The sequence below is a fragment of the Acinetobacter sp. YH16042 genome (assembly GCF_013417245.1).
Classification (GTDB): Bacteria; Pseudomonadota; Gammaproteobacteria; order Pseudomonadales; family Moraxellaceae; genus Acinetobacter; species Acinetobacter amyesii.
This window is the reverse complement of the sequence record NZ_VPEJ01000017.1, coordinates 1-26,077: the sequence shown is the minus strand read 5'-3', so window position 1 is coordinate 26,077 and position 26,077 is coordinate 1. Positions and strand designations below refer to the sequence as shown.

General features: G+C 39.5%; 21 protein-coding genes, 1 tRNA gene and 1 pseudogene. 11 read left to right on the top strand and 12 right to left on the bottom strand.

The features are described from left to right. The first annotated feature begins 27 nt into the window (after positions 1 to 27). The gene (locus tag FTV37_RS12060; RefSeq protein ID WP_180063965.1) at positions 28 to 678 is read left to right on the top strand and encodes a hypothetical protein; all 651 of its coding nucleotides are present in this window, start codon (positions 28 to 30) and stop codon (positions 676 to 678) included. A gap of 61 nt (positions 679 to 739) precedes the next feature. Here the strand turns inward: FTV37_RS12060 and secF are convergent, their stop codons facing one another. The 8 genes from secF to queA form a co-directional block, all read right to left on the bottom strand. Then, a complete protein-coding gene (secF, locus tag FTV37_RS12055; RefSeq protein WP_180063964.1) occupies positions 740 to 1,702 on the bottom strand; it encodes a protein translocase subunit SecF in 963 nt (320 codons plus the stop codon). A 10-nt stretch (positions 1,703 to 1,712) separates the two neighbouring features. Continuing rightward, positions 1,713 to 3,611 carry a protein translocase subunit SecD gene (gene secD / locus FTV37_RS12050; protein ID WP_180063963.1) on the bottom strand — a complete coding sequence of 633 codons (1,899 nt, stop codon included), beginning with the start codon at positions 3,609 to 3,611 and terminating at the stop codon, positions 1,713 to 1,715. A 54-nt stretch (positions 3,612 to 3,665) separates the two neighbouring features. After that, positions 3,666 to 3,995, bottom strand: coding sequence for a preprotein translocase subunit YajC (yajC, locus tag FTV37_RS12045; protein WP_078191271.1), 330 nt, complete (start codon positions 3,993 to 3,995; stop codon positions 3,666 to 3,668). A gap of 106 nt (positions 3,996 to 4,101) precedes the next feature. Continuing rightward, positions 4,102 to 5,232 carry a tRNA guanosine(34) transglycosylase Tgt gene (gene tgt, locus FTV37_RS12040; protein ID WP_078194179.1) on the bottom strand — a complete coding sequence of 377 codons (1,131 nt, stop codon included), beginning with the start codon at positions 5,230 to 5,232 and terminating at the stop codon, positions 4,102 to 4,104. Between the two features lie 80 nt (positions 5,233 to 5,312). Then, positions 5,313 to 6,209, bottom strand: coding sequence for a DUF4303 domain-containing protein (locus tag FTV37_RS12035; protein ID WP_180063962.1), 897 nt, complete (start codon positions 6,207 to 6,209; stop codon positions 5,313 to 5,315). Between the two features lie 80 nt (positions 6,210 to 6,289). Then, the gene (locus tag FTV37_RS12030; protein WP_180050020.1) at positions 6,290 to 6,856 is read right to left on the bottom strand and encodes a LemA family protein; all 567 of its coding nucleotides are present in this window, start codon (positions 6,854 to 6,856) and stop codon (positions 6,290 to 6,292) included. Positions 6,857 to 6,910: 54 nt separating this feature from the next. Further along, on the bottom strand, positions 6,911 to 7,939 hold the full coding sequence (locus FTV37_RS12025) for a hypothetical protein (protein ID WP_180050017.1): 1,029 nt from the start codon (positions 7,937 to 7,939) through the stop codon (positions 6,911 to 6,913). Between the two features lie 21 nt (positions 7,940 to 7,960). Further along, entirely contained in the window at positions 7,961 to 9,001 is a 1,041-nt protein-coding gene (queA, locus tag FTV37_RS12020; protein ID WP_078191326.1) for a tRNA preQ1(34) S-adenosylmethionine ribosyltransferase-isomerase QueA, read from the bottom strand. 180 nt (positions 9,002 to 9,181) lie between these two features. On the opposite strand from queA, the gene FTV37_RS12015 reads away from it, so the two are divergent. After that, a tRNA-Leu gene (locus FTV37_RS12015) sits at positions 9,182 to 9,268 on the top strand. 257 nt (positions 9,269 to 9,525) lie between these two features. On the opposite strand, the gene FTV37_RS12010 is transcribed toward FTV37_RS12015, so the two are convergent. Next, a complete protein-coding gene (locus FTV37_RS12010; RefSeq protein ID WP_168378735.1) occupies positions 9,526 to 9,825 on the bottom strand; it encodes an HNH endonuclease in 300 nt (99 codons plus the stop codon). Positions 9,826 to 10,015: 190 nt separating this feature from the next. Then, entirely contained in the window at positions 10,016 to 12,250 is a 2,235-nt protein-coding gene (locus FTV37_RS12005) for an NADP-dependent isocitrate dehydrogenase (protein WP_180063961.1), read from the bottom strand. Between the two features lie 1,122 nt (positions 12,251 to 13,372). Between FTV37_RS12005 and FTV37_RS12000 the strand changes: the two genes are divergently transcribed. The 8 genes from FTV37_RS12000 (at position 13,373) to FTV37_RS11965 (ending at position 23,823) form a co-directional block, all read left to right on the top strand. Continuing rightward, positions 13,373 to 14,659: a sensor histidine kinase KdpD gene (locus FTV37_RS12000; protein WP_180063960.1), complete on the top strand. Its 1,287-nt coding sequence runs from the start codon at positions 13,373 to 13,375 to the stop codon at positions 14,657 to 14,659. 92 nt (positions 14,660 to 14,751) lie between these two features. Then, positions 14,752 to 17,511, top strand: coding sequence for a bifunctional [glutamate--ammonia ligase]-adenylyl-L-tyrosine phosphorylase/[glutamate--ammonia-ligase] adenylyltransferase (gene glnE / locus FTV37_RS11995; protein WP_180063959.1), 2,760 nt, complete (start codon positions 14,752 to 14,754; stop codon positions 17,509 to 17,511). Between the two features lie 18 nt (positions 17,512 to 17,529). Beyond that, positions 17,530 to 18,456 carry a branched-chain amino acid transaminase gene (locus tag FTV37_RS11990; protein WP_078191262.1) on the top strand — a complete coding sequence of 309 codons (927 nt, stop codon included), beginning with the start codon at positions 17,530 to 17,532 and terminating at the stop codon, positions 18,454 to 18,456. Positions 18,457 to 18,539: 83 nt separating this feature from the next. Beyond that, positions 18,540 to 19,433, top strand: coding sequence for a mitochondrial fission ELM1 family protein (locus FTV37_RS11985; protein WP_180063958.1), 894 nt, complete (start codon positions 18,540 to 18,542; stop codon positions 19,431 to 19,433). An 88-nt stretch (positions 19,434 to 19,521) separates the two neighbouring features. Then, positions 19,522 to 21,000: a phosphoethanolamine transferase gene (locus FTV37_RS11980; RefSeq protein WP_180063957.1), complete on the top strand. Its 1,479-nt coding sequence runs from the start codon at positions 19,522 to 19,524 to the stop codon at positions 20,998 to 21,000. A gap of 171 nt (positions 21,001 to 21,171) precedes the next feature. Continuing rightward, positions 21,172 to 22,191: a glycosyltransferase gene (locus FTV37_RS11975; RefSeq protein WP_168378742.1), complete on the top strand. Its 1,020-nt coding sequence runs from the start codon at positions 21,172 to 21,174 to the stop codon at positions 22,189 to 22,191. Then, complete coding sequence (locus FTV37_RS11970; protein WP_168378743.1) at positions 22,175 to 22,828, top strand: YrbL family protein; 654 nt, start codon at positions 22,175 to 22,177, stop codon at positions 22,826 to 22,828. Before FTV37_RS11975 ends, FTV37_RS11970 begins: the two co-directional genes overlap by 17 nt. 2 nt (positions 22,829 to 22,830) lie before the next feature. Further along, positions 22,831 to 23,823 carry a glycosyltransferase gene (locus FTV37_RS11965; protein WP_180063956.1) on the top strand — a complete coding sequence of 331 codons (993 nt, stop codon included), beginning with the start codon at positions 22,831 to 22,833 and terminating at the stop codon, positions 23,821 to 23,823. A gap of 1 nt (position 23,824) precedes the next feature. Here FTV37_RS11965 and FTV37_RS11960 read toward each other — a convergent pair whose 3' ends face one another. After that, positions 23,825 to 24,718, bottom strand: a complete 894-nt coding sequence (locus tag FTV37_RS11960; RefSeq protein WP_180063955.1) for a hypothetical protein — start codon at positions 24,716 to 24,718, stop codon at positions 23,825 to 23,827. 101 nt (positions 24,719 to 24,819) lie between these two features. On the opposite strand from FTV37_RS11960, the gene FTV37_RS11955 reads away from it, so the two are divergent. Further along, entirely contained in the window at positions 24,820 to 25,704 is an 885-nt protein-coding gene (locus tag FTV37_RS11955; RefSeq protein WP_180063954.1) for a polysaccharide pyruvyl transferase family protein, read from the top strand. A 256-nt stretch (positions 25,705 to 25,960) separates the two neighbouring features. Here FTV37_RS11955 and FTV37_RS11950 read toward each other — a convergent pair. Continuing rightward, positions 25,961 to 26,077: pseudogene (locus FTV37_RS11950) on the bottom strand (transposase); the annotation flags it as partial.

The window sequence follows — 26,077 nt, the reverse complement described above, 5'->3', positions numbered from 1 at the left end:
GGAGAGAAATTATAAAATTGAGTGCTTATGCTGCCTTCAGAGCTTTTTGAAAAGCGTCGACAGAATTTAACACGAGCGATTGACCATTGGGTGTCAATTGGCCCTTTTAAAAATGGTAAAGCCGTGTGTGAACATTTTGGCTTATCAGTTCCTTTAATTTCCCAATTATTAAATAGTCATCGGCAGATTGGAGAGAAATTTGCACGTGAGTTAGAGTCACAATTGGGACTCATAAAGGGAAGTTTGGATGATGAAGTTCAGTTTATAGAGCAAGATAAGCGCACTAAGAAACAAGCAAGCTTGGTCCTTTTTGAAATGCAGGTGATTGAGACACAGGCATTTTCGTTAAAACCGATTTCAAATGATTCATCTCTATATTCAGCATTATTTAAAAACACTCAAGACCTGTATTTCATTCGCATCACAGCGTCGTATTATGCACCTGTATTACAAGAGGGTTGGCTTGTGGTCTGTGATGAACGGCGAGGGGTAGAGAGATCGGATCTAGCCTGTGTATATTTGCGAAATGGCTTAAATTTAATTTTAAACGTGATACAGCAAACAGATGATACGTGGCAATTTGCAAGTCTAGATCAAAAACGACAGGTGGAATTCCTGCAATCCGATATTGAAAAATTACATCCTATTATTGCGATCTTACCTAGCTCATTTATTTAACGTAGTCGCATAAAAAACCCATCCGAAGATGGGTTTTGATCTGAACTATAAGTTGAAAAGCTTAAGGAATCTCTTCTTCTTCAAATTCAGGCTTCACTTGTACAATGAAGTCTTGACGGTTCAGGCCACGCCATAACGCGAAGGCTGTACCAATGTAGATTGATGAATATGTACCCACAAATACACCAATAAACATTGCAACAGAGAACCATTTCAGACCATCACCGCCCAGTACCATCATCGCCACAACAACCAGTAATAGTGTCATTGAGGTATGAATGGTACGGCGAAGTGTTTCAGTCAAAGCACTGTTGACAACTTCAAGAGGTTCAGCACCGCGAATCTTACGGAAGTTTTCACGAATACGGTCAGATACAACGATGTTATCGTTGAGCGAGAAACCAATAATCGCGAGTAGCGCAGCCAAAACTGTTAAGTCAAACGGCCACTGCATCATGGCAAAGATACCAATGGTCACCACGATATCGTGGAATAAAGACAGTACAGCACCCATCGCAAGTTTGAACTCAAAGCGAATAGTGACATAAACCAGCATGAGCAGTAGGGCAAGACCTACAGCACCCGCAGAACGCACGTAAAGTTCATTACCGACTTGACCACCGACCACATCGACTTTATGCACTTCTGCTTTATTGCCTGGCAATTGAGCAGCAGTCGTAATGGCTTTGGTTAAGTCTTCAGCTTCAATGTCTTTTTGAACTGGCATACGAACCATCAGGTCGCGGTCAGATCCTAAGGTTTGTACCACAGGGTCTTTAAAACCAGCTTTTGTCAGCGCTGAGCTCACATCGGTAGATTTTACTGGTTGACTATAGTTCAACTCTGCTGCCACACCGCCAGTAAAGTCCAAACCGAGGTTTAGACCTTTGGTGCAAATAAAAAAGATACTTGCGAGCGTTAAAATAATCGATATCAAGGCTGCCGGTTTGGCAATCTTCATAAACGGAATAATGCGCTCGTTGTCAGGACGGCCGTATTGTTTCGGTTGAGTATTTTCAGTCATCTTAGATCTCCTAAATGCTCAACTTCTTCAGGTTACGTTTTTTACCATAAATGATTTGTACGATTGCACGTGTCACAGTAATTGCTGTGAACATTGAGCACACAATACCAATCATTAGGGTAACCGCGAAGCCTTTAATTGGGCCTGTACCAATTGCGAACAGAATGAAAGCCACCAAGAATGTGGTTAAGTTGGAGTCAAAGATGGTGTTATACGCACGATCATAACCCGCAACAATCGCCTGTTTCGGTGAGGCACCCCATTTAATTTCCTCTCGTATCCGCTCACAGATCAGTACGTTGGCATCGACCGCCATACCAATGGTAATTACGATACCTGCAATACCCGGCAGGGTGAGGGATGCGCCAATCCAAGACATGATAGTTAAGATCATGGCAAGGTTAACCACGAGAGCAAAGTTGGCAATCAAACCGAACACACGGAAGAAGACCACCATCCAAATAGCAACCAATAAGAAACCGATTTGAGTTGATAATACGCCTTTGTCGATGTTTTCTTGACCGAGACTCGGACCAATCACACGTTCTTCCACGAAGTACATTGGCGCTGCCAATGCACCTGCACGTAGCATCAATGCAAGTTCAGACGCTTCTTGAGGTGAATCCAGACCAGTAATACGGAACTGAGAACCCAATACGGCTTGAATCGTTGCCGCATTGATGACCACAGATTCGGTATAAGGTGTACGAACTTCAGTTTGTGTGCCTGTTGTAGGATCTGCAACATAACTAATTTTTTGTTTGTTCTCGATGAACAGAACAGCCATTCGTTTGCCTACAGCATTACGAGTGGCTTCAGACATCAACTTACCGCCCGCAGTATCCAAAGTAATATTTACTTCAGCACCACCTGTATCTTGGCTAAAACCTGATGACGCATTTTGTACACGTTCACCTGTTAAGATACGGTTACGGTTAAGCAATAATTGACGACCGCTGTCCAAAGATTCATAAGCAAATGCTTCTGTACCTGGCGGTAATGAGCCTTTTGCTTGACCTGTGTAAGGATCGATATATTGATCGTTTAAATCAGAAACTAAGCGGAACTCAAGGTTTGCAGTACGACCAAGTACACGTTTTGCTTCAGCAGTATCTTGCACACCCGGTAATTCAACCACAATACGGTTGCTACCTTGGGTTTGCACCAATGCTTCCGCTACACCTAACTCGTTAATACGGTTACGTAAAGTCGTTAAGTTTTGGTTAACAGCATAAGACTGAATTTCTTGTTTACGTGTATCTGTGTAGCTTAGACGAAGAGTCGAACCTTCAGTTGTTGCAACCGCTTGTTGAGTATATTCATTGCCGTTACGACGAAGGAAATCTATAGCTGCAGAACGGTCATCATTATTTGCAAATTGCATCGTAATGGTGTTGTTGTTCAAAGATAAGCTATTGAATTTTAATTTATTGTCACGAAGTTGGCGACGTAAGTCAGCCGCAGACGTTTCCATACGTTGTGAAATGGCTTTATCCATATCCACTTCGAGTAGGAAATGTACACCACCACGTAAATCCAGACCCAGCTTCATTGGTTTAGCACCAATTTTTTGTAGCCATTCTGGGGTAGTAGGCGCAAGGTTCAGTGCGACGACATAATTTTCACCGAGCCCACGACGCAGTGCTTCTTTCGCTTTTAATTGTTGTTCGCTCGAATCAACACGTAATAAAGCGGCATTATTGGTGAAGCTATTGTCATGGCTGGCAATATTTTCAGATTTTAAAATCTGCTCTGCTTTTTGTACGATGCTTTGATCAATCTGGGTACCGGCTTTGGCACCTGAAATTTGAACAGCAGGTTCATCAGGATACAAACTTGGCAGGGCATATAATGTACTGATGACTAGTACCACTAGAATCAGTAGATATTTCCATGCTGGGTAACGCATTCGTTTTCTTCTTAAAATGAAAAAAGCCGTGCGGGTGCACGACTTATTTTTTGATTAAAGGTTATTTAGAGTGCCTTCAGGCAGAACTGAAATCACACTTGCGCGTTGTACTTTTACTTCTACGCCACGGTTCAGTTCAACAACTGCAAAATCACCTTCGATTTTTGTGATTTTACCCATTAAACCGCCCGCAAAAACAACTTCACTACCAACACCTAGGCTTTCAATTAGTGCACGATGTTCTTTTGCACGTTTTGATTGAGGGCGCCAGATCAAGAAGTAGAAGATTGCGACAAATACCGCAATCATCAACAGGTTTGCCATCATGCTTGGTTGCTGTGCAGCTTCACCTGCCGCGTGAGCAGTAGAAATAAAAAGGCTCATTTCATTTTCCTAAACTAAAAAAACTGGTTATCAATACTTTGATAAATAAATTGGACTTGTTCAGCAATTTACCTTGTCTTTTTCTTCAGCGCAAATGCTGAAAGAATTAATCTTGAGGACAAGGTGGCACTTCCATGCCGCGACGACGATAAAAGTCTTCAACAAACTCATCAAAAGTGCCATGGTCAAGAGCATCACGCATCGCTTCGGTCAGACGTAGGTAATAACGTAAGTTATGAATAGTACCGAGCATCGAACCGAGCATTTCGCCGCATTTCTCAAGATGGAAGAGATAAGATTTGGTGAAGTTTGTACATGTATAACAGTCGCAATGTGGGTCAAGCGGACTTTGATCATGACGATATTTGGCATTGCGAATACGCACTAAACCGTCGGTCACAAAATAATGACCATTACGTGCATTTCGAGTTGGCATCACACAGTCAAACATATCGACACCGCGACGAACCGCTTCTACGATATCTTCTGGTTTACCGACACCCATCAAGTAACGTGGTTTATCCGCAGGCATTTTCTCTGGAAGATAATCCAATACTTTGATCATTTCTTCTTTAGGTTCGCCAACAGACAAGCCGCCAATGGCATAACCATCAAAATCAATTTCTTTCAGACCATTTAAAGATTCATCACGTAAATCTTCATACATGCCGCCTTGGATAATACCAAATAGTGCATTACGGTTTTTCAGCACGTCATGATGTTGAGTCTTACAACGTTTCGCCCAACGCAATGAAAGCTGCAATGATTTTTGCGCTTCTTCATGTGTCGCAGGATAAGGCGTACATTCATCAAAAATCATCACGATGTCTGAATTCAGCGTGTGCTGAATATCCATCGAAATTTCAGGAGATAAAAAGACTTTAGAGCCATCAATCGGAGAGCGGAAAGTCACGCCCTCTTCTTTAATTTTGCGCATAGCGCCAAGGCTGAAGACTTGGAAACCACCTGAATCTGTCAAAATCGGATTATTCCATTTCATGAATTGGTGTAAGCCACCATGTTCACGAATAACATCTAGGCCTGGACGTAGATATAAATGGAAGGTATTGCCCAAAATAACTTGGGATTTAATTTCTTTAATGTCGCGTGGGAGCATGCCTTTTACAGTACCGTAAGTACCGACAGGCATGAACATAGGTGTTTCAACAACACCATGTTCAAGGGTTAAACGGCCGCGACGAGCACGGCCCGATTGCGCCAATTTTTCAAACTTCATACAAGGTCCAGATCAAGGCGAAAAAACAGTTCGCTGATGGTAAGAGTGCTAAAAGTGCTCTATTTTCCTTGATTCTGCGGTTAAACGCTAGCTTTGTCGGGTGTTAAGTCTGTAAATTTATAGATTGCATCTTGTGACAAGGTTTCATCTGAACTCTTGGCATTAAAATAGAACTGGTTAATTCGCTGCAAAATTTCTTCTTTTTCCATCGCAAATGTGCCTTTCGGTTCCGATGTCATGGCCACGATACTGTCAATAAGCTTTTGAATATAAGGATTCGTGGTTGCATAGCTTTTTTCTAAGCTTAAAAGATAGACTTCATTGGCTACATGTAAATAGTTATAAGGTTGTATTTCAACGATTTGAGCCAAATCAATCAGCAGGTCTTTATCATACTGAGACAGCTTCATACGCTTGGGTAAGCTGTCGAGCTTGAGTGGTTGTTTGGATTTGAGAAAATCGTCAAGTTGTGTGCTTGGAGTATTTAAAACCTGAGCTGAATAAATTTCTATTTCGGGCTGTGTCTGGACCGTGATAAAAAACAGAATATTGTCCAGTTCTATGCCGTAGGACTGAACCAAGTCGACTTTTGTTTGTTGTACGGCATTGAGCAAGATTGAAAGATGGTTAGCCGATTCAAATTTTATCGTGCTTTCGATTGAAGAAGGATCAAGGTCTAAAAGACCCACTTCATTTACCGATGTCATTTTGAACTGCGACAAGTCTTGACTTAAAGACGGTAGGCTACGATAGCGCCATTTCGACACATTCCATCGATCATGCGCTGCAAGATATTGAGCAGAATCTTCATCTTCGGCAAAAATACTACGCTGCGTAGAGACAGCGATATAATCCATGGATAAATAGGAATTGAAGACCAACGTACATGCGTAAATATGGTCGTCCTGGTGCTGCTCATAGAGTTTGAAAAACGCCTGAATCAGCACATTTTTCAGTGCATTAATTTGATTTTGCATATTTTATTTTTTTTTCTAGTTTTGGAGGTGCTTGATCACCTCATCATTATTTTTTTACTTTGGTACGTTAAAGCCCGAACTTAAAAGTTCGGACGATAATCAAAATTTTGGCTGGCAGCTTGATCGCGGAAAGGGCGAACCGCTTTTTTACTCAGCAATAGCGTATTAATAATATTGTTAGGAAACACTTGAATGTGGTTGTTGAACAACTCAACGTTGCGGTTAAAAATAGTAATCGCCGCACCGACATTTTCGTTTTGTTCTTCAATTTCATTCATCATTTTCAGATAAATATCATTGGCTTTGAGCTCTGGGTAGTTTTCAACCACAACATTCAGGCTGCGCATCAGATCTTGATTCAATGCTTCGATACGCTGTAATTGGCTGACATCGGTACTATTTACGTTCAAATTCATAATGTTTTGACGGAGTTCAGTGACTTTTGCCAAAGTCCCTTGTTCAAAATTGGAATATTGCTCAACCAAAGGCTGTAATCCATCTAAAATTTTGATTTTTTGACGTTCATAGCTGGCTACATCTGACCATGCACGAATGGTTGCATTGTGATGTCGGACAATGTTGTTGCGAATCATGATTGCGCCAATCACCAATACAATGATGATTAAAACAAAGATCAAAAGCCCCATAAAATTTTATCCTCAAGATAAAAGGTCGTAGTTTAAAACATTATTGTATGAAATCTATTTTAAAAACTGCGTTAAGTCGTTTTTCAAATTTTCTAAAGCATTTAATTTAAAGGTTCTGAGATGTCCACGCAATGCAGAAACATCCTGAATTCGTTTTGCTTTACTACTGACTTTAAATAAATCTGTAGAGCCAAGATAGCACATTATTCGGTGGCTCGGATGAAATAGCAGATCACCTTCACGGTTTTGAAAAAAATCCGCCAGTCGGAGGACAAATCCCGGGCTGAGTAATTTAGCCATTTCCATTTGGTTATCGCCATAAAACTTTAATTTTTGATTGGTTTGGATGTCGCTGCTGTGCCAAGGAAAACTATAGGGATAGCCAAAGTTTTTGCCTGTTGCAGATACGGCAAGTCCATGGATGCCAATATCAAAAACAAATACGCCCCACAGGTCTTTATGAATTTCTTTGACCGTGACTTCATCACCGTCTTTGTCACGTACTTTCAGTTCATTCACATAGTGATAATGAAAGACCATGACCTGATGCTGTTGCTGATTTTCATCTTCCCAAACGGTGCTCGCAAAGGTCTGAATATCATTCGAAAGGCTGCCTTGCTTAAACACGGGGAACATACGTTTAAGATTGCCAATAAACTGTAGATTATTCAGTGGCATCGAAATGTATTCAGGCTGTCGGTTAAAGGCCAGTTGGTATTTTTTTGCAATGCATTCGGTTTCTAAAAATGCAATTACATCTTCGATCGGATCATCTTTTTCATAGCTGATATACGCCCAAAACACCATGACCAATCCCGCAGCAAAGCAAAGCTGTGCCCAGCCATGATCGGGCTGAATCACAATAAACAGCATGAAGCCGATACCCAGTGCGGCTAAAGCCAGCGGCAGTAAATTTTCAAATTTGAGCGTAATGGGCGCGTTCCAAGGGTGTAACCCATCGAGGAGCTCTTGGTGTGTTTTTGCGTTTCGGCCTATATCCCATAGCCGAGCAATATTCTGAAAAACAACTTCATTCTTTTTGCGACGAATATGGATGGAATGCTTTACAGAATCTATCGGCATAGGGATGATTTCAGCGTTCGATTATTTGTGGTTAATGTTATCAATTAACATCGCATCGCCATAACTAAAGAAGCGATATTGGCTGTCGACGGCATGGTGATAGGCATTCAAAATATTATCCCGATTAGACAACGCTGACACTAACATGAGCAGGGTAGACTCAGGTAAATGGAAGTTGGTAATTAAACGATCGACTACTTTGAACTCATAACCTGGGTAGATAAAGATTTGTGTATCACCAGTCCAGCCCTTGAGTTCGCCGCCATTGGCTTGAGCGGCACTTTCAGTCGCGCGAGTCGCTGTAGTACCGACAGCAATGACTTTATTGCCACGTGCTTTTGTCTCACGGATTAAAGCCATAGATTCTTCTGATACGTCACACCATTCGCTGTGCATGATGTGATTTTCAATGTCATTGGTGCGCACGGGTAAGAATGTACCAGCACCCACATGCAAGGTAACAAAGGTTTTATTTACGCCTTTGTCTGCCAATTTTTTGAGTAGCGCTTCATCAAAATGTAAGCTTGCTGTTGGTGCTGCAACAGATGCCAATTTGGTTGGGTCGTTAAACACGGTTTGATAACGTTCGGTATCAATCGCTTCTGCTTCACGGTTAAAGTAAGGCGGAATCGGTAATGCGCCGTATAAATCTAAAACTTGTAAAATAGGCTGTGAAAATTCCACAACAAATAAGTTTTCATGACGGCCTTGAACGGTCACTTTAACTTCGTCTGGACCGATAAATAATTCCGCACCTTCTTTAGGCGTATTGCTGGCTTTAATGTGGCAATGTGCGGTTTTTGGGTCAAGAATACGTTCAACCAAGACTTCAACTGCACCGCCAGTTGCACGTTTGCCTTTTAAGCGGGCTTTCATCACTTTGGTATCGTTCAGTACCAATAAGTCACCTTCATTGAGCAAGTCTAAAATGTCAGTGAAATGATGGTCGTGATATTCACCATTCAGGTCGAGATGGAGCAGGCGTGATGCACTACGTGTTTCAAGCGGATAGCGGGCAATGAGTTCGTCCGGGAGATTGAAGTTAAAGTCAGAAAGTTGCATGTTTAAGAAATCTGAAAAGGGGGATAATGAAATTTGGCTTAGTATAAGCTTTTTTGGGTTTTAACGCTGAAATTGATGGATTATCCATCTAAAAATTCTTATACGGTTTATTTTTAATCAAATGAGAACATGATGCGTTGACAAGTTTTTGAAACAGTTTATTATACGTTTCAACACCTTCCCGAGGTGGTGAAATTGGTAGACGCGGTGGATTCAAAATCCACTATCAGAGATGATGTGTCGGTTCGAGTCCGACCCTCGGGACCAAAATTCTAAAAGACCCCAAGCTTATTAAGACTTGGGGTTTTTTATGTCTAAAAGTAATGAATTATATAAAATTCCTAGAAAATTTCCAATGATTTCACTAGCCACGTTTCAGGTGGTCACTTCGTAAAATGAATACCTGAATTTTGTTTGGGTACTCATGGTGGAATCAGATGCTAAGCTTAAATTATTAGATCAATACAATAATCAAATGTGATTGATCGGGTGTCTTATAGGGCTTGTAGTATTTAAAAGATTTATTAACTATCTAAAGCTACTTTGATGACATCTGCAATTGTCTCAGTGTTGACACCTCTTTTTCGAGCATTCTCAGAGTGGAACCAAGTTGCTAAGTCTTTATTGCCTTTAGATGCATTGCAGCCAACACAGCACAATGCAATATTGGTTAAGGTTGTAATTCTTATATCGTTGATAATGTGTTCCCAAGACTTCTTGTTGGCTCTTTCAGTGCCAAACTTTTTGCCGCAATATACACAGCACAGGTCTCGCTCCGAGACCGCATCTTCTATGTGCTTTGGTATTCCCCATGAATTTGCCATTTTAGGTTTTCCTTATTTTATGGCTATAGTTGAATGAAAAATCCTAACCTTTGATAAATCACATTTATAAAATTTAGATCTAAGCATTAAATGAAAGAGTTGTCATAATACTATAGAAATGAGGGTATAAAAAACCAGCGCCGAAGCGCTGGTTTTTTACATCACTAACTTACGTTAGTTTTGCATCAACTTATTGAGCAGCATCAAGAGCAGCATTCAAAGTTGCGCTTGGACGCATTACAGCATTTACTTTCGCTGTATCTACAGCGTAGTAACCACCGATGTCCGCAGCTTTACCTTGAACTTCAGCAAGTTCTGCAACGATTTTTTCTTCGTTGTCAGCAAGTGCTTGAGCAAGAGGAGCGAATTTCGCTTTAAGATCTGCATCTTCGTCTTGCGCAGCAAGTTCTTCAGCCCAGTATTTAGCAAGGTAGAAGTGGCTGCCACGGTTGTCAAGTTCGCCAGTACGACGTGATGGAGACTTGTCATTGTCAAGCAATTTACCAGTCGCAGAATCAAGCGTATTTGCAAGAAGTTTAGCTTTCGCGTTGTCTTCTTTGATGCCCATTTCTTCAAGAGAAACAGCAAGCGCCAAGAACTCACCTAAAGAATCCCAACGTAAGTGGTTTTCTTCTACAAGTTGTTGTACGTGTTTAGGCGCAGAACCACCCGCACCAGTTTCGTACATGCCGCCACCAGCCATTAGAGGCACGATAGAAAGCATTTTCGCAGAAGTACCCAATTCCATGATTGGGAACAAGTCTGTTAGGTAATCACGTAGGATGTTACCAGTTACAGAAATTGTATCTAGGCCACGAGCAACACGTTCAAGTGTATAACGCATAGCACGTACTTGAGACATGATTTGAATGTCTAAACCAGTAGTGTCGTGCTCTTTCAAGTAAGTTTGAACTTTCTTGATGAGTTCGTTTTCGTGTGGACGGTACGGGTCAAGCCAGAAGATCGCAGGCATGCCTGAGTTGCGTGCACGAGTCACTGCAAGTTTCACCCAGTCACGGATTGGAGCGTCTTTCACTTGGCACATACGCCAGATATCGCCTTCTTCCACGTTTTGTGACATCAACACTTCACCAGTTTCTAGGTCAGTGATGTTTGCAACACCCGCTTCAGTGATTTCGAAAGTTTTGTCGTGTGAGCCGTATTCTTCAGCTTTTTGCGCCATCAAACCAACGTTAGGAACTGTACCCATAGTACGTGGGTCAAAGTTACCATTCCATTTACAGAAATTGATCATTTCTTGGTAGATACGCGCGAAAGTAGATTCAGGCATTACAGCTTTACAGTCGTACTGTTTGCCGTCAGCACCCCACATTTTACCGCCACCACGGATCATTGCAGGCATAGATGCATCTACAATTACGTCGTTAGGTGAGTGGAAGTTAGTGATGCCTTTTGCAGAATCAACCATTGCAAGTGCAGGACGGTGTTCTTGGCAAGCATGTAAGTCAGCAATGATTTCTTCACGAAGAGAAGTCGGAAGAGTTTCAATTTTTTCGTAAAGACCAGACATACCATTGTTGATGTTAATACCTAACTCATCAAACAATTTGCCGTGTTTTTCGAATGCTTCTTTGTAGTAAATCTTCACACAGTGACCGAAAACGATTGGGTGAGATACCTTCATCATGGTCGCTTTTACGTGTAGAGAGAACAAAATGCCTGCTTCTTTACAGTCATCTAATTCTTTTTCATAGAAGTCGCAAAGTGCTTTTTTGCTCATGAACATTGAGTCGATGATTTCGCCGTCTTGAAGCGCAACTTTTGGCTTAAGAACAACAGTTTCACCAGACTTAGTGATCAATTCCATTTTTACATTGCGAGCGCGGTCCAAAGTCATAGACTTTTCGCCGTGGTAGAAGTCACCTTCGTCCATGTGAGAAACGTGAGTTTGTGACCACTGTTTCCATTCGCTCATAGAGTGCGGATGTTTCTTCGCGTAATTTTTTACTGCAGTAGGCGCACGACGGTCAGAGTTACCTTCACGAAGTACAGGATTTACAGCAGAACCTAGGCATTTGCTATAACGTGCCTTGATTTCTTTTTCTTCCTCAGTCGCTGGGTTTTCTGGGTAGTTCGGAATTGCAAAACCTTTAGACTGTAATTCTTTAATGCAAGCAGTTAATTGGCCAACTGAAGCACTGATGTTCGGAAGTTTGATAATGTTTGTGCTTGGATCTTGGGTTAATTGTCCAAGCTCTGCCAAGTTATTTGGCACCTTTTGTTCTTCGCTTAGATAGTCTGAAAATTCAGCGAGTACACGTGCTGCAACTGAGATATCGCGTTTAACGATTTCAACGCCAGCAGGTTTAGTAAAGGTTTCAATGATCGGCAGCAGAGAGTAAGTCGCCAATAATGGCGCCTCGTCGGTCAGTGTGTAGATGATAGTTGACTTTCCACCAGCCATATATAGCCCCTTGCTTTAGATTGTGTCTTTGAGGTCCGAGCTTGTGGCTCGCCTCTATGAACCGATTTGCTTAAATAAAACTATGAAAGTATCGGGGTTCATTGCTTTTCAGTCAACGCAAGATCCTGTGATGTGGTCATTTCGTAGAAAAATGATACAAAAGAAGTGCAGTTTGACGCCCAATTTTAGCGCAAAACCGAAAAGGGAAATATTGAAAGCTTGTTATTCATAGCTTAAAGCTATTGAACAATTAAATTTATATCATTTTTTGGGGGCTGATCTGTTCTTTATGGCTCGTTCAAGTTTTAGTTGTAAAGCAAAGTGTTTGATAGGTCAAACCGAATGCCTTAACTTTTAGGTGTAGATTTGGTGCGGAAGTTCGAAAATTAGTCAGGGTTGGGGACTTTATTAAAGAACGACGTGAGTTTGATGCTCCGTTTGACTTTGAACGGTCGCGGAATGTTTATGCGATAACTTATATATCTGATGAATAAGGCATGGCACTTTTTCAGCTTCAGTCATTTGGGTGAATGAGCTCATGTGCATTAGAAGCATGAAACGAATCTTTAGCTCAGTTTAATAAAGTAAAAGCGAGCAAGTATGGTTTAATGCTCAAATGACACACACAACTGATAAAAACTAATAAATTAGTCTAATAGAAAAGATTAATAATAAATTCATTTAGTGTAGCTGACTGAAACGAGCATCCTGATGAGCAATCTGGTCATAGAATAGTCATAAAACTCACTATTTTTTGTGATGTAGTTAAAGAAAATTAAACCCAGTTTTTTAGGTCTTATGTAAGTGAATATTTCTTTTGGTCATGTTTTTAGTTTGAATAAAACGCGAAAAGTACGATTTAAAATAAACAGTCAATAAAATTTAAATTAATTTAAGTTTCTAATTTTATTGTTTTAATTTTTGTTTTACCTTTAATGTTATGTTCTTTATAGATATTTTTATTTTCTAATTGGATGAAAGTTCGATTAAATAGCGTATTCGTAAATGATGTTTGTCTTTTTGTTGGGTTTTGTTATTGAGTGTTTGGGCTATTTTTGCTATTAATCTTGAACATAACAGTTGGTTTTTATCTGTAAGATAAACCCTGAGGAGAGCAACGGGATGGCTTTACGTTTACTGGATATTGGTACACAAACCGAATTATTAACTGCCTGTCGTTTGTCTTTATTGATGGGGGTTTATACGGACGACAACCGCATTGCAGAATTTTTAAAGTTCGCGCGTGGTATTGTGCAAGTCGATAATGCTGTCCTCGCATTTAAAAATGAACCTTATATATGGTATGCGTCAGAGCACATATTTAAGGCATTTATGGCCGAAGCTGATGATGATCGTCTAGATCAGTTTTTTGCTGAACATTCTCGTATAGACCGAGACGCTGAAAATTACCAAGCTTATTCCGACTATATGCAAGAACTTGGATTAGGGCATCAGCGTTTAGTCGCTTTCGATTTAAAATATGACCAAGAATCTATCGGTAAAGTTATTTTATTTGATGATCAAGTCACTGCATTTGAATCTAAACAATTAAAGATCGTTGAAGAATTTGTACAAAGTCTAGTCAATATTATTCAACTTCGCGTTGAAAATGCCGAATTAAAAGAAGCCTATGAACAGCAGTCGGCACTGAATTTTAGTAAGACTAAATTTTTCCAAATTATTGCGCATGATTTAAGAGCACCTTTTCATGGTTTATTGGGCTTTTCTGAAGTTTTGGCGCAGGAACGCAATACCTTAGATGATTCGAGTGTTCAAAATATTGCAGACTATTTATATGACACCACACAGTCGACGTATAACCTCTTAGAAAGCCTGTTGAACTGGGCTATGGCAGAAGGTGGTCGCTTTGTTTATCACCCGATTAATTTTGATTTACATCAGTCTGCAAAAATCGTCAGTGATGTCTTAAATAGCTTGGCTGTGAAGAAAAATATTCGACTGATCAATGCCGTGCCTGAAGGCATTAAAGTCAATGCAGATATCAATATGATCACATCAGTGATGCAAAACTTGGTGTCAAACGCATTGAAATTTACTCATACCGATGGACGAGGTGTGGTGACGATTTCTGCCGAACGAGATGGCGAACGGATTTTATTCACCATTCAGGATACTGGATTGGGCATGACCCAAGCTCAGATTGACGATTTATTTCAGCAAAAACTGACGGTTAGTATTAAAGGTACGGCAGGAGAACGTGGTACGGGGTTGGGTTTAGTCCTTTGTAAGCGCTTTGTGGACTTAAATCAGGGTGAAATTGTGGTGAACTCGAAAGAAGGTGAAGGCACACAATTTAAAGTCTGGTTGCCAAAGGCGACGAGTCTGCATCAAACCTTAAGTACCGAGAGTAGCAGTGCACAGAAAGATGCGACCTTAAGCGAACTTTAAAGCGCGTCTATTGGTATAAAAGCCTAAAAATACTTTTCCCTAAGCGTTATCAACTGTTATAACTAGAAAAAAATCACGCTAGGGTTTGTGAAATGAATGCGGAGCAATTGCAGAAAACATTACGTGCCAGTCAATATGCTGAACAGGTGCTCGGAATCCATCAGGCCAGTTTAGAACAAGACTATGCAATTGATCAGTTTCAAACCTCGCTCAGTACAGCACAAATTCAACATTTTGTCGCAAGCAGCCTTGCCGATATCCAAGATGAAAATAGTTGGATGCGTGCAATTCGTGTGCTGCGCGCACGTCTGATGTTTCGTTGGATTTGGCAAGATGCCAATCAACTCACCGATGTCGTCACCTTAACTCGAGAGCTTTCAGACTTTGCCGATGCATCCATCTGTGCGGCAAAAGATTTTGCACTAAAGCCGTTGATTGCGAAATATGGCGAACCGCTAAGCTATAAGGGGAAAGTTCAAGACCTGATTGTGGTTGCCATGGGAAAACTGGGTGCGCAGGAACTTAATCTTTCAAGTGATATTGATCTTATTTTTGCCTTTGATGAACAGGGTGAAACCAACGGTCGAAAATGTATTGATGTGCAGCAGTTCTGTATTTTATGGGGCCAGAAATTAATTTACTTGCTTGACCATATTACCGCAGATGGTTTTGTCTTCCGTGTAGATATGCGCCTTCGCCCATGGGGCGATGGTTCTGCCTTGGCAATCAGTCATGCGGCATTAGAAAAATACTTAAGCCAGCATGGCCGAGAATGGGAACGCTATGCCTGGATTAAGGCACGTATCGTCACGGGGGGTAAAGAAGGTGCAGAGTTACTGGAAATGACCCGACCTTTCGTCTTCCGCAAATATGTTGATTACACCGCTTTCGAAGCCATGCGTGAAATGAAAGTCATGATCGAACGTGAAGTCCTGCGTCGTAATATCGAAGATGACATTAAACTCGGTGCAGGCGGAATTCGTGAAGTAGAGTTTATTGTTCAAGTTTTTCAGCTCATCTATGGAGGTTCAAAACTCGAGCTGCAAGACCGTCAATGTTTAGTGAGTCTGCATCATTTAGGTGAAGTTGGATTATTAGAAAAAACTGCGGTTGCTGATTTAGAAGATGCGTATTTATTTTTACGTCGTATTGAACATGCGATTCAAGCACTCAATGATCAGCAAACCCAATCGTTGCCACATGAGCCTGAACCACGCCAGCGCATTTTAGATACTTTAGGTTTTGCATCTTGGGATGACTTTTTGCATGTGCTCAATCAGAAGCGTGCCAAAGTCATTTACCAATTTGAACATCTTATTAAAGAAAAAGAACCCGATCCGTTATTGGAAAGTTTTAGTCATTTAGAAGCCCAGTTGAACGATGTTCTAGATGATGATGCCAAAAATTTAATTCACGAATTTTGGTATGGACATTCGCTGAAAAAATTACCTGCCAAAGCTGTACAGCGCTTAAAAACCTTTTGGCCACATCTTATTGAGGCGATATTACAGTCAGATAAACCTCAGGTGGCCTTACTACGTCTCATGCCTTTGGTGGAGTCGGTGCTGCGCCGTACGGTCTATTTGGTGATGCTGATTGAGAGCAAAGGGGCATTACAACGATTAGTGAAAATGGCAACAGTGAGTCCGTGGATCTGCGAAGAATTGACGCATTATCCCGTGCTGTTGGACGAGTTTTTGTCGATGGATTTTGAGCTGCCAAAGCGTAAAGATTTAGAAGACTCTCTACGTCAACAACTGCTTCGCATTGAAATTGATCAAGTCGAAGACCAAATGCGTGTTCTTCGATTATTTAAAAAATCCAATGTCTTAGCAGTAGCTGCTAGTGATGTTTTGGCAGAAAGTCCGTTGATGAAAGTGTCGGATGCATTGACCGATATTGCTGAAGTGTCGGTGAATGCAACCTTGCATTTGGCATATCAAATTGTTGCCAAAAAACATGGCTATCCAATTGATGCAGAAGGGCAGCGTTGTTCGATTGATCACATGGCTTTTGCGGTGATTGGCTATGGCAAGGTGGGTGGCATCGAGCTGGGTTATGGTTCGGACTTGGATTTGGTGTTTATTCACTATATGGACGAACAAGCCGATACGGATGGACAGAAACCAATTAGTGGCTTTGAATTTGCCATGCGGGTTGCACAAAAATTTATGTCCTTAATGACCACGCAAACCCTAGATGGTCGAGTGTATGAAGTGGATACACGTTTACGACCTTCGGGAGAGGCGGGTTTATTGGTGACCAGCTTAAAAGCTTTTGAGCAATATCAACATAAAAATGCTTGGGTCTGGGAGCATCAAGCTTTGGTACGTGCCAGAACCATTGCAGGCGAGCACAGTTTACGGATTGAAATTGAAAACTTGCGCTGCAATATTTTGACGCAGCCACGAGATGAGAACAATGTTCGTGCAGAAGTGCTCAAAATGCGCCAAAAAATGAAAGACCATCTAGGTTCTTCTAAAGAGCAGCAAAAAGATGGAATTTTTCATTTAAAACAAGATGCAGGTGGTATCGTTGACATCGAATTTATGGCACAGTATGCAGTATTAGCATGGAGTGGGTCGAATCCCGATCTCGCCCATTACTCTGACAACGTACGAATCCTTGAGGATGCCGCAAGAACGGATTGCTTATCCAGCGCCGATGCGACAGCATTGATTCAAGCTTATCTCCGTGAACGAGCCGAGAGCCACCGTTTAGCACTTGCGAATCAATCCATGCAAGTTTCAGCTGACGATTGGCACGATACCCGAGTGGTCGTTTGCAAGCTATGGCAAAGATTAATTGATCCAACTGCAACGTTTGCATTGGATAAAAATGACTGTGTATAAAAATTTGGAGTGTGTGCCATGAACTTGGCTGATCGTGATGGTTTTATTTGGCAAGATGGACAATTGGTTGACTGGCGTGAGGCGAAAACTCACGTATTAACACATACATTGCATTACAGCATGGGTGTGTTTGAAGGCGTCCGTGCTTATGAAACTCCGAATGGAACGGCTATTTTCCGTTTAAAAGAACACACTAAGCGTTTATTAAATTCTGCAAAAATTTATCAAATGAAAGTCCCATTTGATCATGCAGCATTAGAACAAGCTCAAATTGATGTGGTTCGTGAAAACAAATTGGCTTCTTGCTATTTACGCCCAATTATTTTTATTGGTTCAGAAAAATTAGGTATTGCAGCAACTGACAATACAATTCATGCCGTTGTTGCTGCATGGAGCTGGGGTGCTTACCTTGGTGATGAAGCGATGGCGAAGGGTATTCGTGTTAAAACGTCTTCATTTACGCACCATCATCCAAACGTGACCATGTGTAAAGCAAAAGCATCTGGTAACTATACTTTGTCCATTCTTGCACACCAAGAAGTGGCACATGCTGGCTATGACGAAGCAATGCTACTCGACCCACAAGGTTATGTATGTCAAGGTTCAGGCGAAAACGTATTCTTAGTTCGTGATGGCGTGATTCATACACCTGACATCGCGGGTGGCGCACTTGATGGTATTACCCGTCAAACCATTATTACGATTGCGAAAGACCTTGGTTTTGAAGTAGTTGAACGTCGTATTACACGTGACGAATTCTACATTGCAGATGAAGCATTCTTCACAGGTACTGCTGCTGAAGTGACGCCAATCCGTGAATATGATGACCGTCAAATTGGTGAAGGTTGTCGTGGTCCAATCACTGAGCAAATCCAAACTGCATTCTTTAATGCGGTTCAGGGTAAAGACCCTAAATATGCGCACTGGTTAACTTACGTAAAATAAGCTGATCGGTTAAGATGAAAAGGCGAAACTAAGTTTCGCCTTTTTTATTGGCTTGAAGATATTGAATTTTTTGGAACGAGACTATGCATATTGTTTATGTCAGTGATGGTAAAGCAGGACATCGCTCACAGGCTCTAGGTTTATTTAAGGCCATGCAGCGCCAATCTCAGGAAGCAGTCACATTTCAAGAAATTTCAATTGATGATTTGCCTATAGTGACACTTATTTCTGCGCTATTTAGCCATCAGCTTCATACTGTTGAACACGAGCCAACCTATATTTTTGGCGTCGGCAGCCATACACATTTTCGAGTATGGCTGTTGGGCAAAGTGTATAACAAAGCCAAAACCATTATTTTAATGAAGCCAAGCTTGCCGTTTGCATGGTTTGATTATGCAGTAATTCCACAGCACGATGGTATTCAGGCATCAAATAAAGTACTGACCACACAGGGTGCGTTAAATCCTATTGTGAATGAGGAGCGACATCAGCATGGTCGAATCTTGATCGCTTTGGGTGGCTCGTCAAAACGCCATCAGTGGAATGCGGCTAAAGTACTCCAAGCGATTGAACAAATAGTCGAGCAGAATCCAAATTCACAAATCATTTTGACCACTTCGCGGCGCACACCAAAAGCGTTTTTAGCAGAACTAACGCAGTTAAAGAATATTGAAAAAGTACAGATTTTCCCAGTTGAAGACACTCCGCAAGGTTGGATTTTTGAAGAAATGCAAAAAGCCGAAGCGGTTTGGGTGACTGAAGATAGTGTTTCAATGATTTACGAGGCTCTCACCGCGGGTTGTAAAGTCGGGGTGATTGAAGTGGATCGTTTGAAGGAAGACCGGATTACCAAGTCGGTAGATGAAATTTTAAAACAAGGCTTGGTGTCGTTACAGACCACTTTAACTGATTTGAATCTCGCTACCGAATTTAAAGAAACTGACCGTATCGCCAAAAAGATTGTACTCGGTCCCTAAAGTATAGATAATACCCGACGAAAAATTTCTACCAACATTTCAGTCTATCTTGGAAATGTTTGAATAATATTACAGGGTTGTCCGGTCAATGCTAAAAACCTATTTGTTTCCATTTTTGCTTTCAATTGGGTTTTGCGTTGGCTTAGGTTTTTGGGACTATTTATCTGAAATCAAAGATGCTCCTTTATTCTTTGTTTTGGTTCTTTCGAGTACGTTTTTTTTCATTGCAGTAAAACAACTACATAGTTCTATTTTTAAGTACATTTTCCTTGCGCTATTTTTTGTCATTAGCCTGTATATTGCAAGTGGGACAGGGTTCTTACAAGGGCATATGTCTTTGGGAATCGTGGCATCGATGTTTCAAAGTAATACCAATGAAGCCTTTGAGTTTTTATCTGTAGTCGATCCTAAATATATTGTTTTTGCCTTTGTTATTTTCTTAAGCCTTTGTTTTTATATTTTATTTTTTAATCAATCTAATCAGGGAAATTATCCCAAGCTGATTTTGACACTTATCTTTATTGCTAACGGCGTTAGTGTGTTTGGTATTCAAACTGCAATGGCGACGGTTAAATATAAACAAGAAGAGGCCAAACTCCTTGAAGATAATTTGCAAGATATCGATTGGGAAATTCAGCAGGTGAATGCTAGCTATGACAATCAAGTGATTATCATTGGTGAGAGTGTTCAGCGAGATCATTTATCACTCTACGGTTCGAAAGACGATACCACACCTTTTTTAAATGAGATGCCACTGGATGTTGTAGATCATTACATCGCAACTGCACCGAATACGGTCACCAGTCTGACTCGAACGCTGACTTTGGTTGATCAAAATCGTGAACCGCAGATTGCAAAAAATGTTGTGACGCTAGCAAAACAAGCGGGCTATAACACCATATGGATTTCAAATCAGGGATTTATGGGGAAAAATGATACGGCGATTTCTAAAATTGCCATTCATGCCGATCATCAGTTCTTCCTGAAAAGTGGTAACTATATGTCGAGTAATATTGATGACGACAAAATGGTCGAAATATTACAGGCCCAGTTAAAAAAATATGCCAATCAAAAAAATGTAATTTTTATTCATATGATGGGTTCACATCCGGATGCTTGTGAACGTCTGTTTAAGGCACCACGTATGTATGCGAATAAACCTGAAACGATTAATTGTTATTTATCTTCGATCAATAAGTTGGATCACTTTATAGAACAGATATATACCTCTTTGAAGGCTGATCAGCGTAGTTTCAGTGTGACCTATTTTTCTGATCATGGTATGACCGTGGATGAAGATTCATATCATGTAGATAATGAATTTAAAGATAATTATCAGGTTCCATTTTTTGTATTACGTAGCGATGCGCAGGCCAAAAACCACTATAACAAGACTGTGAGTGCCTATGATTATATGCATATTTATGCAGATTTATTGGGGGTGAAAACACCATTATTAGATCCTAAAAAATCGTTGGCGAATATCGAAGACAATCAAAATGTCACCGTTTTTGATTGGGATGATTATGTGCCATATAAAAAATTAAATGAAAGCGAAGCGCAATGATTTACAGCAAAAAATAAAAATGAATTGATTTTTTTTGTTTTATTTGTAAGTCTTAGCAGAATTGATAAATCACTTTTAATTTGTTGTTAGAGGTTATTTATAATTGAATTACCCAGGTAAGATTAAGAAAGAAATTTTAATTATGTTAAAATATGATTGCAGAGTTAACTTATGAAAATATTACATATCAATAATTTTGCTTTTAAAAAATCTGGGGCTGAATTTTATAATACAGACAGAAAAATTTCGGCAGGTTTGATTTTAAATGGTCATCATGTTTATGACTTCTCTTTTCATGATATGGCTTATTATGGCACCATTTGGCGCACTAAAAAAGTTGGTAAAAAATGGGCAAATCAAGAAGTATTAAAAGTTGTAAAAAATTTTGAACCAGATTTAATCCTAATAGGCCATTCATCATTATTGAGTACGGAAACGTTAAAACAAGTTAAAGCACAATATCCCAAAACGAAAGTAGCATTTTGGTATGTTGATTGGATTTGCGTAGATAAGAAAGCGAATTTTATTAAAGAATGGTCGCCTTATTTAGATTGTATTTTTGTCACCACAAGTGGTGAGTTATTAAAGACTTTAGGAAATGGCAATAAAGTGGCTTATATGCCAAATATGAGTCTGGATGCTGTTGATAGTCTAAAAAATTTTGAAAAAAATGAATTTGTGAATGAATTGGTCTTTTGTGGTTCATCTTCTGATGTGGAACGTACTCAATTTATTCGTAGTTTGCAACAAAAAATTAAACATATTCCTACACGTTATTGCGGTTTTGATGAAGATCCAAAAGTTTTTGGTGCGGAATATTTTAAAGTTTTAAGTCAATCCCGTATGGGCTTAAACTATTCACGTGCGAATTCATTAGATTTATATACATCAGATCGTATTACACAACTGACAGGTAATGGGTTATTGACCTTCACACCTCATATTCCTGGATTTGAGACGTTATTTTCAGATAAAGAAGTGGTGTATTTTAGTGATGTTGATGATTTAGCAAATAAGGTTCAATATTATGTGAATCATCCCGAGGAAGCAAAAGTGATTGCTGAAGCTGGTTGGAACAGAACGCATTCTAGCTATAGTTCAAAACGTGTCACAAAGTTCATGTTAGAGACTATTTTCTCACAGCCTTATACCGAAGACTATGAATGGAAGGATCATGTTTTCAGTTGCTAAGTTAGAGTCAGCAGAGTATTTGGGGGCGGGAGCAAATCGTTATTGCGTGATTTCACCTTCCGATCCTCAGGTGTGTTTAAAAATAGATTTACCTCCAGAACAACGTCAAATTAAGAATTTTCGCCAAAAAATCCAACGCTTTTTAAGCGCTCATTTTTATCGGTTTAATGAAAATTACATTGAATGGAGTGCATATCAGCGTTTAAAAAGACGTATTGATGAGCATGAATTACATCAATTTATTGCCTCTTGTTTGAAGTTAGAAGTTGTTCATGCACAACTAATTCTTAGTTGTGAGTTAATTCGGGATGAGCAAGGTGAGGTATCGCTTAGTCTTCATCATTATCTCAAGCATCAAATACCATTGAATATAGAGGCTGTATGTCACTCGATTGATCAGTTAACGGATTGGCTAATTCAACATAATATTCCACTATTTGATTTAAACTCGGGTAATTTAGTTGTTCAACATCATCGAGGTGGGCTTAGATTAAAATGTATTGATGTTAAATCAACATTAAAGAGTAAGGAGATTATTCCATGGTCTTATTGGTCTGATTTCTTAATGCATAAAAAACTTCGTCGCCGTGCAGAGCGTCTCAAGCAGTTGATACAAAAAAATATGAAGTCGGAGTAATCATGAAAATTGTACAGGTCATGGCAACGAATGGTGGTATGGGGGGGTTGGAAAAACATACATTAGATTTATGTCGTGGATTGGCGCAAAGTCATGAAGTTCATTTAATTGCAGATCGTTCCTATCAACAAAAACTAAGTGGTCATATCACACTACATCCATTTGATTTTTCTAGAAGTCGCTGGAATCCGTTTCTCATTTATGCGTTAGTTAAACAAATAAAGCAACTTCAACCAGACGTTTTACATGTTCAGGCAAGTAAAGCAGCAAGTATTTTAGCACCGTGGTTAAAGCAGTTTTATTGTAAAAAGATTGTCACCGTACATGGGATGAAAAGTAATTTAAAACCATTCATGGCGTTTGATGACATCATTGCTGTGAGTGGGAAAATTAAAGCAAAATTTCCGATTTCAAAATCAGTTCATGTGATTTGGAATGGTGTAGATCAAGATATTAATCAAATTAATAATAAAGTGAAATGTGAAAATCAGCCTACCATTGCCTTGGCGATTGGTAGATTGGAAACAGTGAAAGGCTTTCATATCCTGATTGATGCTTGGAAAAATATCAATGCTGAATTATGGATTGTAGGGGATGGGACTCAGTACCAATCGCTGAAAACTCAGATCGACCAACTTAACTTAAATGATCGTGTAAAACTATTGGGTTTTCGGTCAGATATTTCTGATTTACTTGCTCAGGTAGATTGCTTCGTAATTTCTTCTTTAAAAGAAGGTGGTCCTATTACTTTGGCTGAAGCTCTATTGAGTCACGTACCAACTCTATCGACTGATGTTGGGATGGTGCCTGACTTTATTGATGGGCAGTTTATCTGTGAACCGAATTCGAGTGAACAGATGGCGAACTTGATATCGAGGGAATTAAAACCTAGAGCTGAAATGCTCCCTCTATTCGAAGCAGCATTTATAAAAGCAGAGCAAAACCTAAAATTTGAATCAATGTTGCAGCAAACTGAAAATTTGTATCAAAATTAAGTTAAAGTTTTTTAGGGGTTTCACGAATTGCGTCTATCACAATATGTTGGTTAAAAATATTAAAGGTATGACAGCCATTATCATTCGGGTGCCACTCACTATCTAATTTCATCCAAAATTTCTCTTCGTAGTGTTCTGGAGAAAGTTTTGTAACTTCATTGAGGTCTAAGCTGCCACCATAGCGTTTCAGAGAGTCCTGTGATGGGCGGACTAATTTATTGTTGATCATGCTCAAGTGACCACCTGGGCGATATTGCACAATGCCTTTTTTAACTGGGTTTTGAGGATGTGGTTGCCAATCACTACTCAGTAGATTCTCACTGTAAAAAATATGGAGTTCATTACCATATTTTTTTGATTTTTGATTTTTAATCGCGGTAAATAGATACCACATTCCATTTTGATAATACGGTGTAGTATCTGCAGCATTTATATGACTTATTAATGTACGATCAAATTCCCAAGAATATGGAAAATTTGTACATTTCCATAACTCGATACTTTGGTTGGCTGCACTTTCAGGAATCATGTACCAAATATCTTCATGTTTGAATATACAAGGATAAGAAAGGTGATAAGAGCACTGAATAATAGCTTTGGGTTCTGTGTATGTACCATCTTCAAATACTTCCATTACTGACAAAAAACCAACAGGATGATCTGGTGCCACTTCTTCAATAAAAATATAAGTATGTCCATTTTCTTCTACGATAAATGGATCAGCGTAGACATGTCTCTCAGGCGCATAAATTTCATGTAATGACGGAATGAGACTGGCTTCAAAACTGGATTCTAATTTACCGAAGCGAAGATACCAACGCGACCTAAACTCTTTATCTCTCTTTTTTTCTTGGGATTTATAGTATTTTTTTGCAAGACGTCGAAATAAAGACATAGTAAACTCGGATAAAAGTATATAATCTTTATTATATTAGATATTTATTCAAATTTATTGTTTTGTTATCCTTGATGTGAAACCGTGATGTAGTATAAAGAATGAGTATTTTTTCTCGGAAAAAAAAGCCTTTAGGATTTGAAAATCAGGCATGTTTAACAATTAATAAAGATGGATTGATCAATGCTAAACCACCTATATTTGCATATTGGTGGGATGTTAATCAAAACTTTGGCGATTGGATTGGCCCATGGTTAATTGGCTTAATGACTGATCGTGTTGTAATTAATACTAGAGACCAACGCGTTAATGAGAGTTTATTTAGTGTAGGCTCTATTTTGGGCCATATCACGGAAGATCAAGGAGTTGTTGATATTTGGGGGAGTGGGCTTATTGCTCCTTTGGAACAAAAGAAGATATTAAAGCGTTTAAAAAGCTCTTTTATTCCCCAAATACATGCGGTGAGAGGAACGCTAACTCAACAAGAAATTCAAAATAAATTGAACTGGAAAGTGCCTAATGTTTACGGTGATCCAGCTTTGCTTATTTCAGATTATTATCAACCACATTCATTGGATATAAAAATCGCAATTTGCCCACATCATATACATTATCAGGAAGTTAAGAATAAATTGGCAGGTTGTGATGATATACATGTCGTGGATGTAATGCAGTCACCAGAAAAAGTGATTGATGAAATTGCGAGTGCTGATGTTTGTTTATCAAGTTCCTTGCATGGATTAATCATTGCCCAAGCCTATGAAGTTCCATGGAAATGGTTGCGGTTTTCTGAAGATCAATTGGTTGGTGATAAATTTAAGTTTTATGATTTTTTTTCGATTTTTAAAGATGGTGAACAAATTTTGCCCGTAGATGTTAGTTATGAGTGTCTTAATCCGGACTTTATTCATTTACACGCTAATACGGGACGCCTAGGTAAATTTAATATTTCATTAGATGATTTAAAAAATAGTTTCCCACTGTAATTATAAAAACCAATATTTTTTAGGGGCTGTTGAAATATAATGTTCAAAAAATAGTGAGAAAGCTGAATCCAATTAATTACATAATTACACTAACTTCACTTCTCGCTATGCCTCGCACAAAACTGAAAGATCAACACTCGTTTAAGCTGAAGTCTCTTCTCCTAAATGTATATATTTATTTTAGTAAAATTTATGATCAACTTTTGAAGTGATTTTTTATAGACTTGCGATCGACTGACTTTGGCATAAGTTGTCATTAAAAAGTAAACATGTATTCTTTTCCGAATTGGTTTGATACTTTCTCCACCCATTGCTCTATTTTATCAGCTGTCATGACTTGAAAATCTCGCCAATAATATTTCATCTGCTTCCA

Bases quoted from the DNA above. Each gene is read 5' to 3' on its own strand.
- FTV37_RS12060 (WP_180063965.1), top strand. From the start codon at position 28: ATGCTGCCTTCAGAGCTTTTTGAAAAGCGTCGACAGAATTTAACACGA.
- secF (WP_180063964.1), bottom strand. From the start codon at position 1,702: ATGACTGAAAATACTCAACCGAAACAATACGGCCGTCCTGACAACGAG.
- secD (WP_180063963.1), bottom strand. From the start codon at position 3,611: ATGCGTTACCCAGCATGGAAATATCTACTGATTCTAGTGGTACTAGTC.
- yajC (WP_078191271.1), bottom strand. From the start codon at position 3,995: ATGAGCCTTTTTATTTCTACTGCTCACGCGGCAGGTGAAGCTGCACAG.
- tgt (WP_078194179.1), bottom strand. From the start codon at position 5,232: ATGAAGTTTGAAAAATTGGCGCAATCGGGCCGTGCTCGTCGCGGCCGT.
- FTV37_RS12035 (WP_180063962.1), bottom strand. From the start codon at position 6,209: ATGCAAAATCAAATTAATGCACTGAAAAATGTGCTGATTCAGGCGTTT.
- FTV37_RS12030 (WP_180050020.1), bottom strand. From the start codon at position 6,856: ATGGGGCTTTTGATCTTTGTTTTAATCATCATTGTATTGGTGATTGGC.
- FTV37_RS12025 (WP_180050017.1), bottom strand. From the start codon at position 7,939: ATGCCGATAGATTCTGTAAAGCATTCCATCCATATTCGTCGCAAAAAG.
- queA (WP_078191326.1), bottom strand. From the start codon at position 9,001: ATGCAACTTTCTGACTTTAACTTCAATCTCCCGGACGAACTCATTGCC.
- FTV37_RS12010 (WP_168378735.1), bottom strand. From the start codon at position 9,825: ATGGCAAATTCATGGGGAATACCAAAGCACATAGAAGATGCGGTCTCG.
- FTV37_RS12005 (WP_180063961.1), bottom strand. From the start codon at position 12,250: ATGGCTGGTGGAAAGTCAACTATCATCTACACACTGACCGACGAGGCG.
- FTV37_RS12000 (WP_180063960.1), top strand. From the start codon at position 13,373: ATGGCTTTACGTTTACTGGATATTGGTACACAAACCGAATTATTAACT.
- glnE (WP_180063959.1), top strand. From the start codon at position 14,752: ATGAATGCGGAGCAATTGCAGAAAACATTACGTGCCAGTCAATATGCT.
- FTV37_RS11990 (WP_078191262.1), top strand. From the start codon at position 17,530: ATGAACTTGGCTGATCGTGATGGTTTTATTTGGCAAGATGGACAATTG.
- FTV37_RS11985 (WP_180063958.1), top strand. From the start codon at position 18,540: ATGCATATTGTTTATGTCAGTGATGGTAAAGCAGGACATCGCTCACAG.
- FTV37_RS11980 (WP_180063957.1), top strand. From the start codon at position 19,522: ATGCTAAAAACCTATTTGTTTCCATTTTTGCTTTCAATTGGGTTTTGC.
- FTV37_RS11975 (WP_168378742.1), top strand. From the start codon at position 21,172: ATGAAAATATTACATATCAATAATTTTGCTTTTAAAAAATCTGGGGCT.
- FTV37_RS11970 (WP_168378743.1), top strand. From the start codon at position 22,175: ATGTTTTCAGTTGCTAAGTTAGAGTCAGCAGAGTATTTGGGGGCGGGA.
- FTV37_RS11965 (WP_180063956.1), top strand. From the start codon at position 22,831: ATGAAAATTGTACAGGTCATGGCAACGAATGGTGGTATGGGGGGGTTG.
- FTV37_RS11960 (WP_180063955.1), bottom strand. From the start codon at position 24,718: ATGTCTTTATTTCGACGTCTTGCAAAAAAATACTATAAATCCCAAGAA.
- FTV37_RS11955 (WP_180063954.1), top strand. From the start codon at position 24,820: ATGAGTATTTTTTCTCGGAAAAAAAAGCCTTTAGGATTTGAAAATCAG.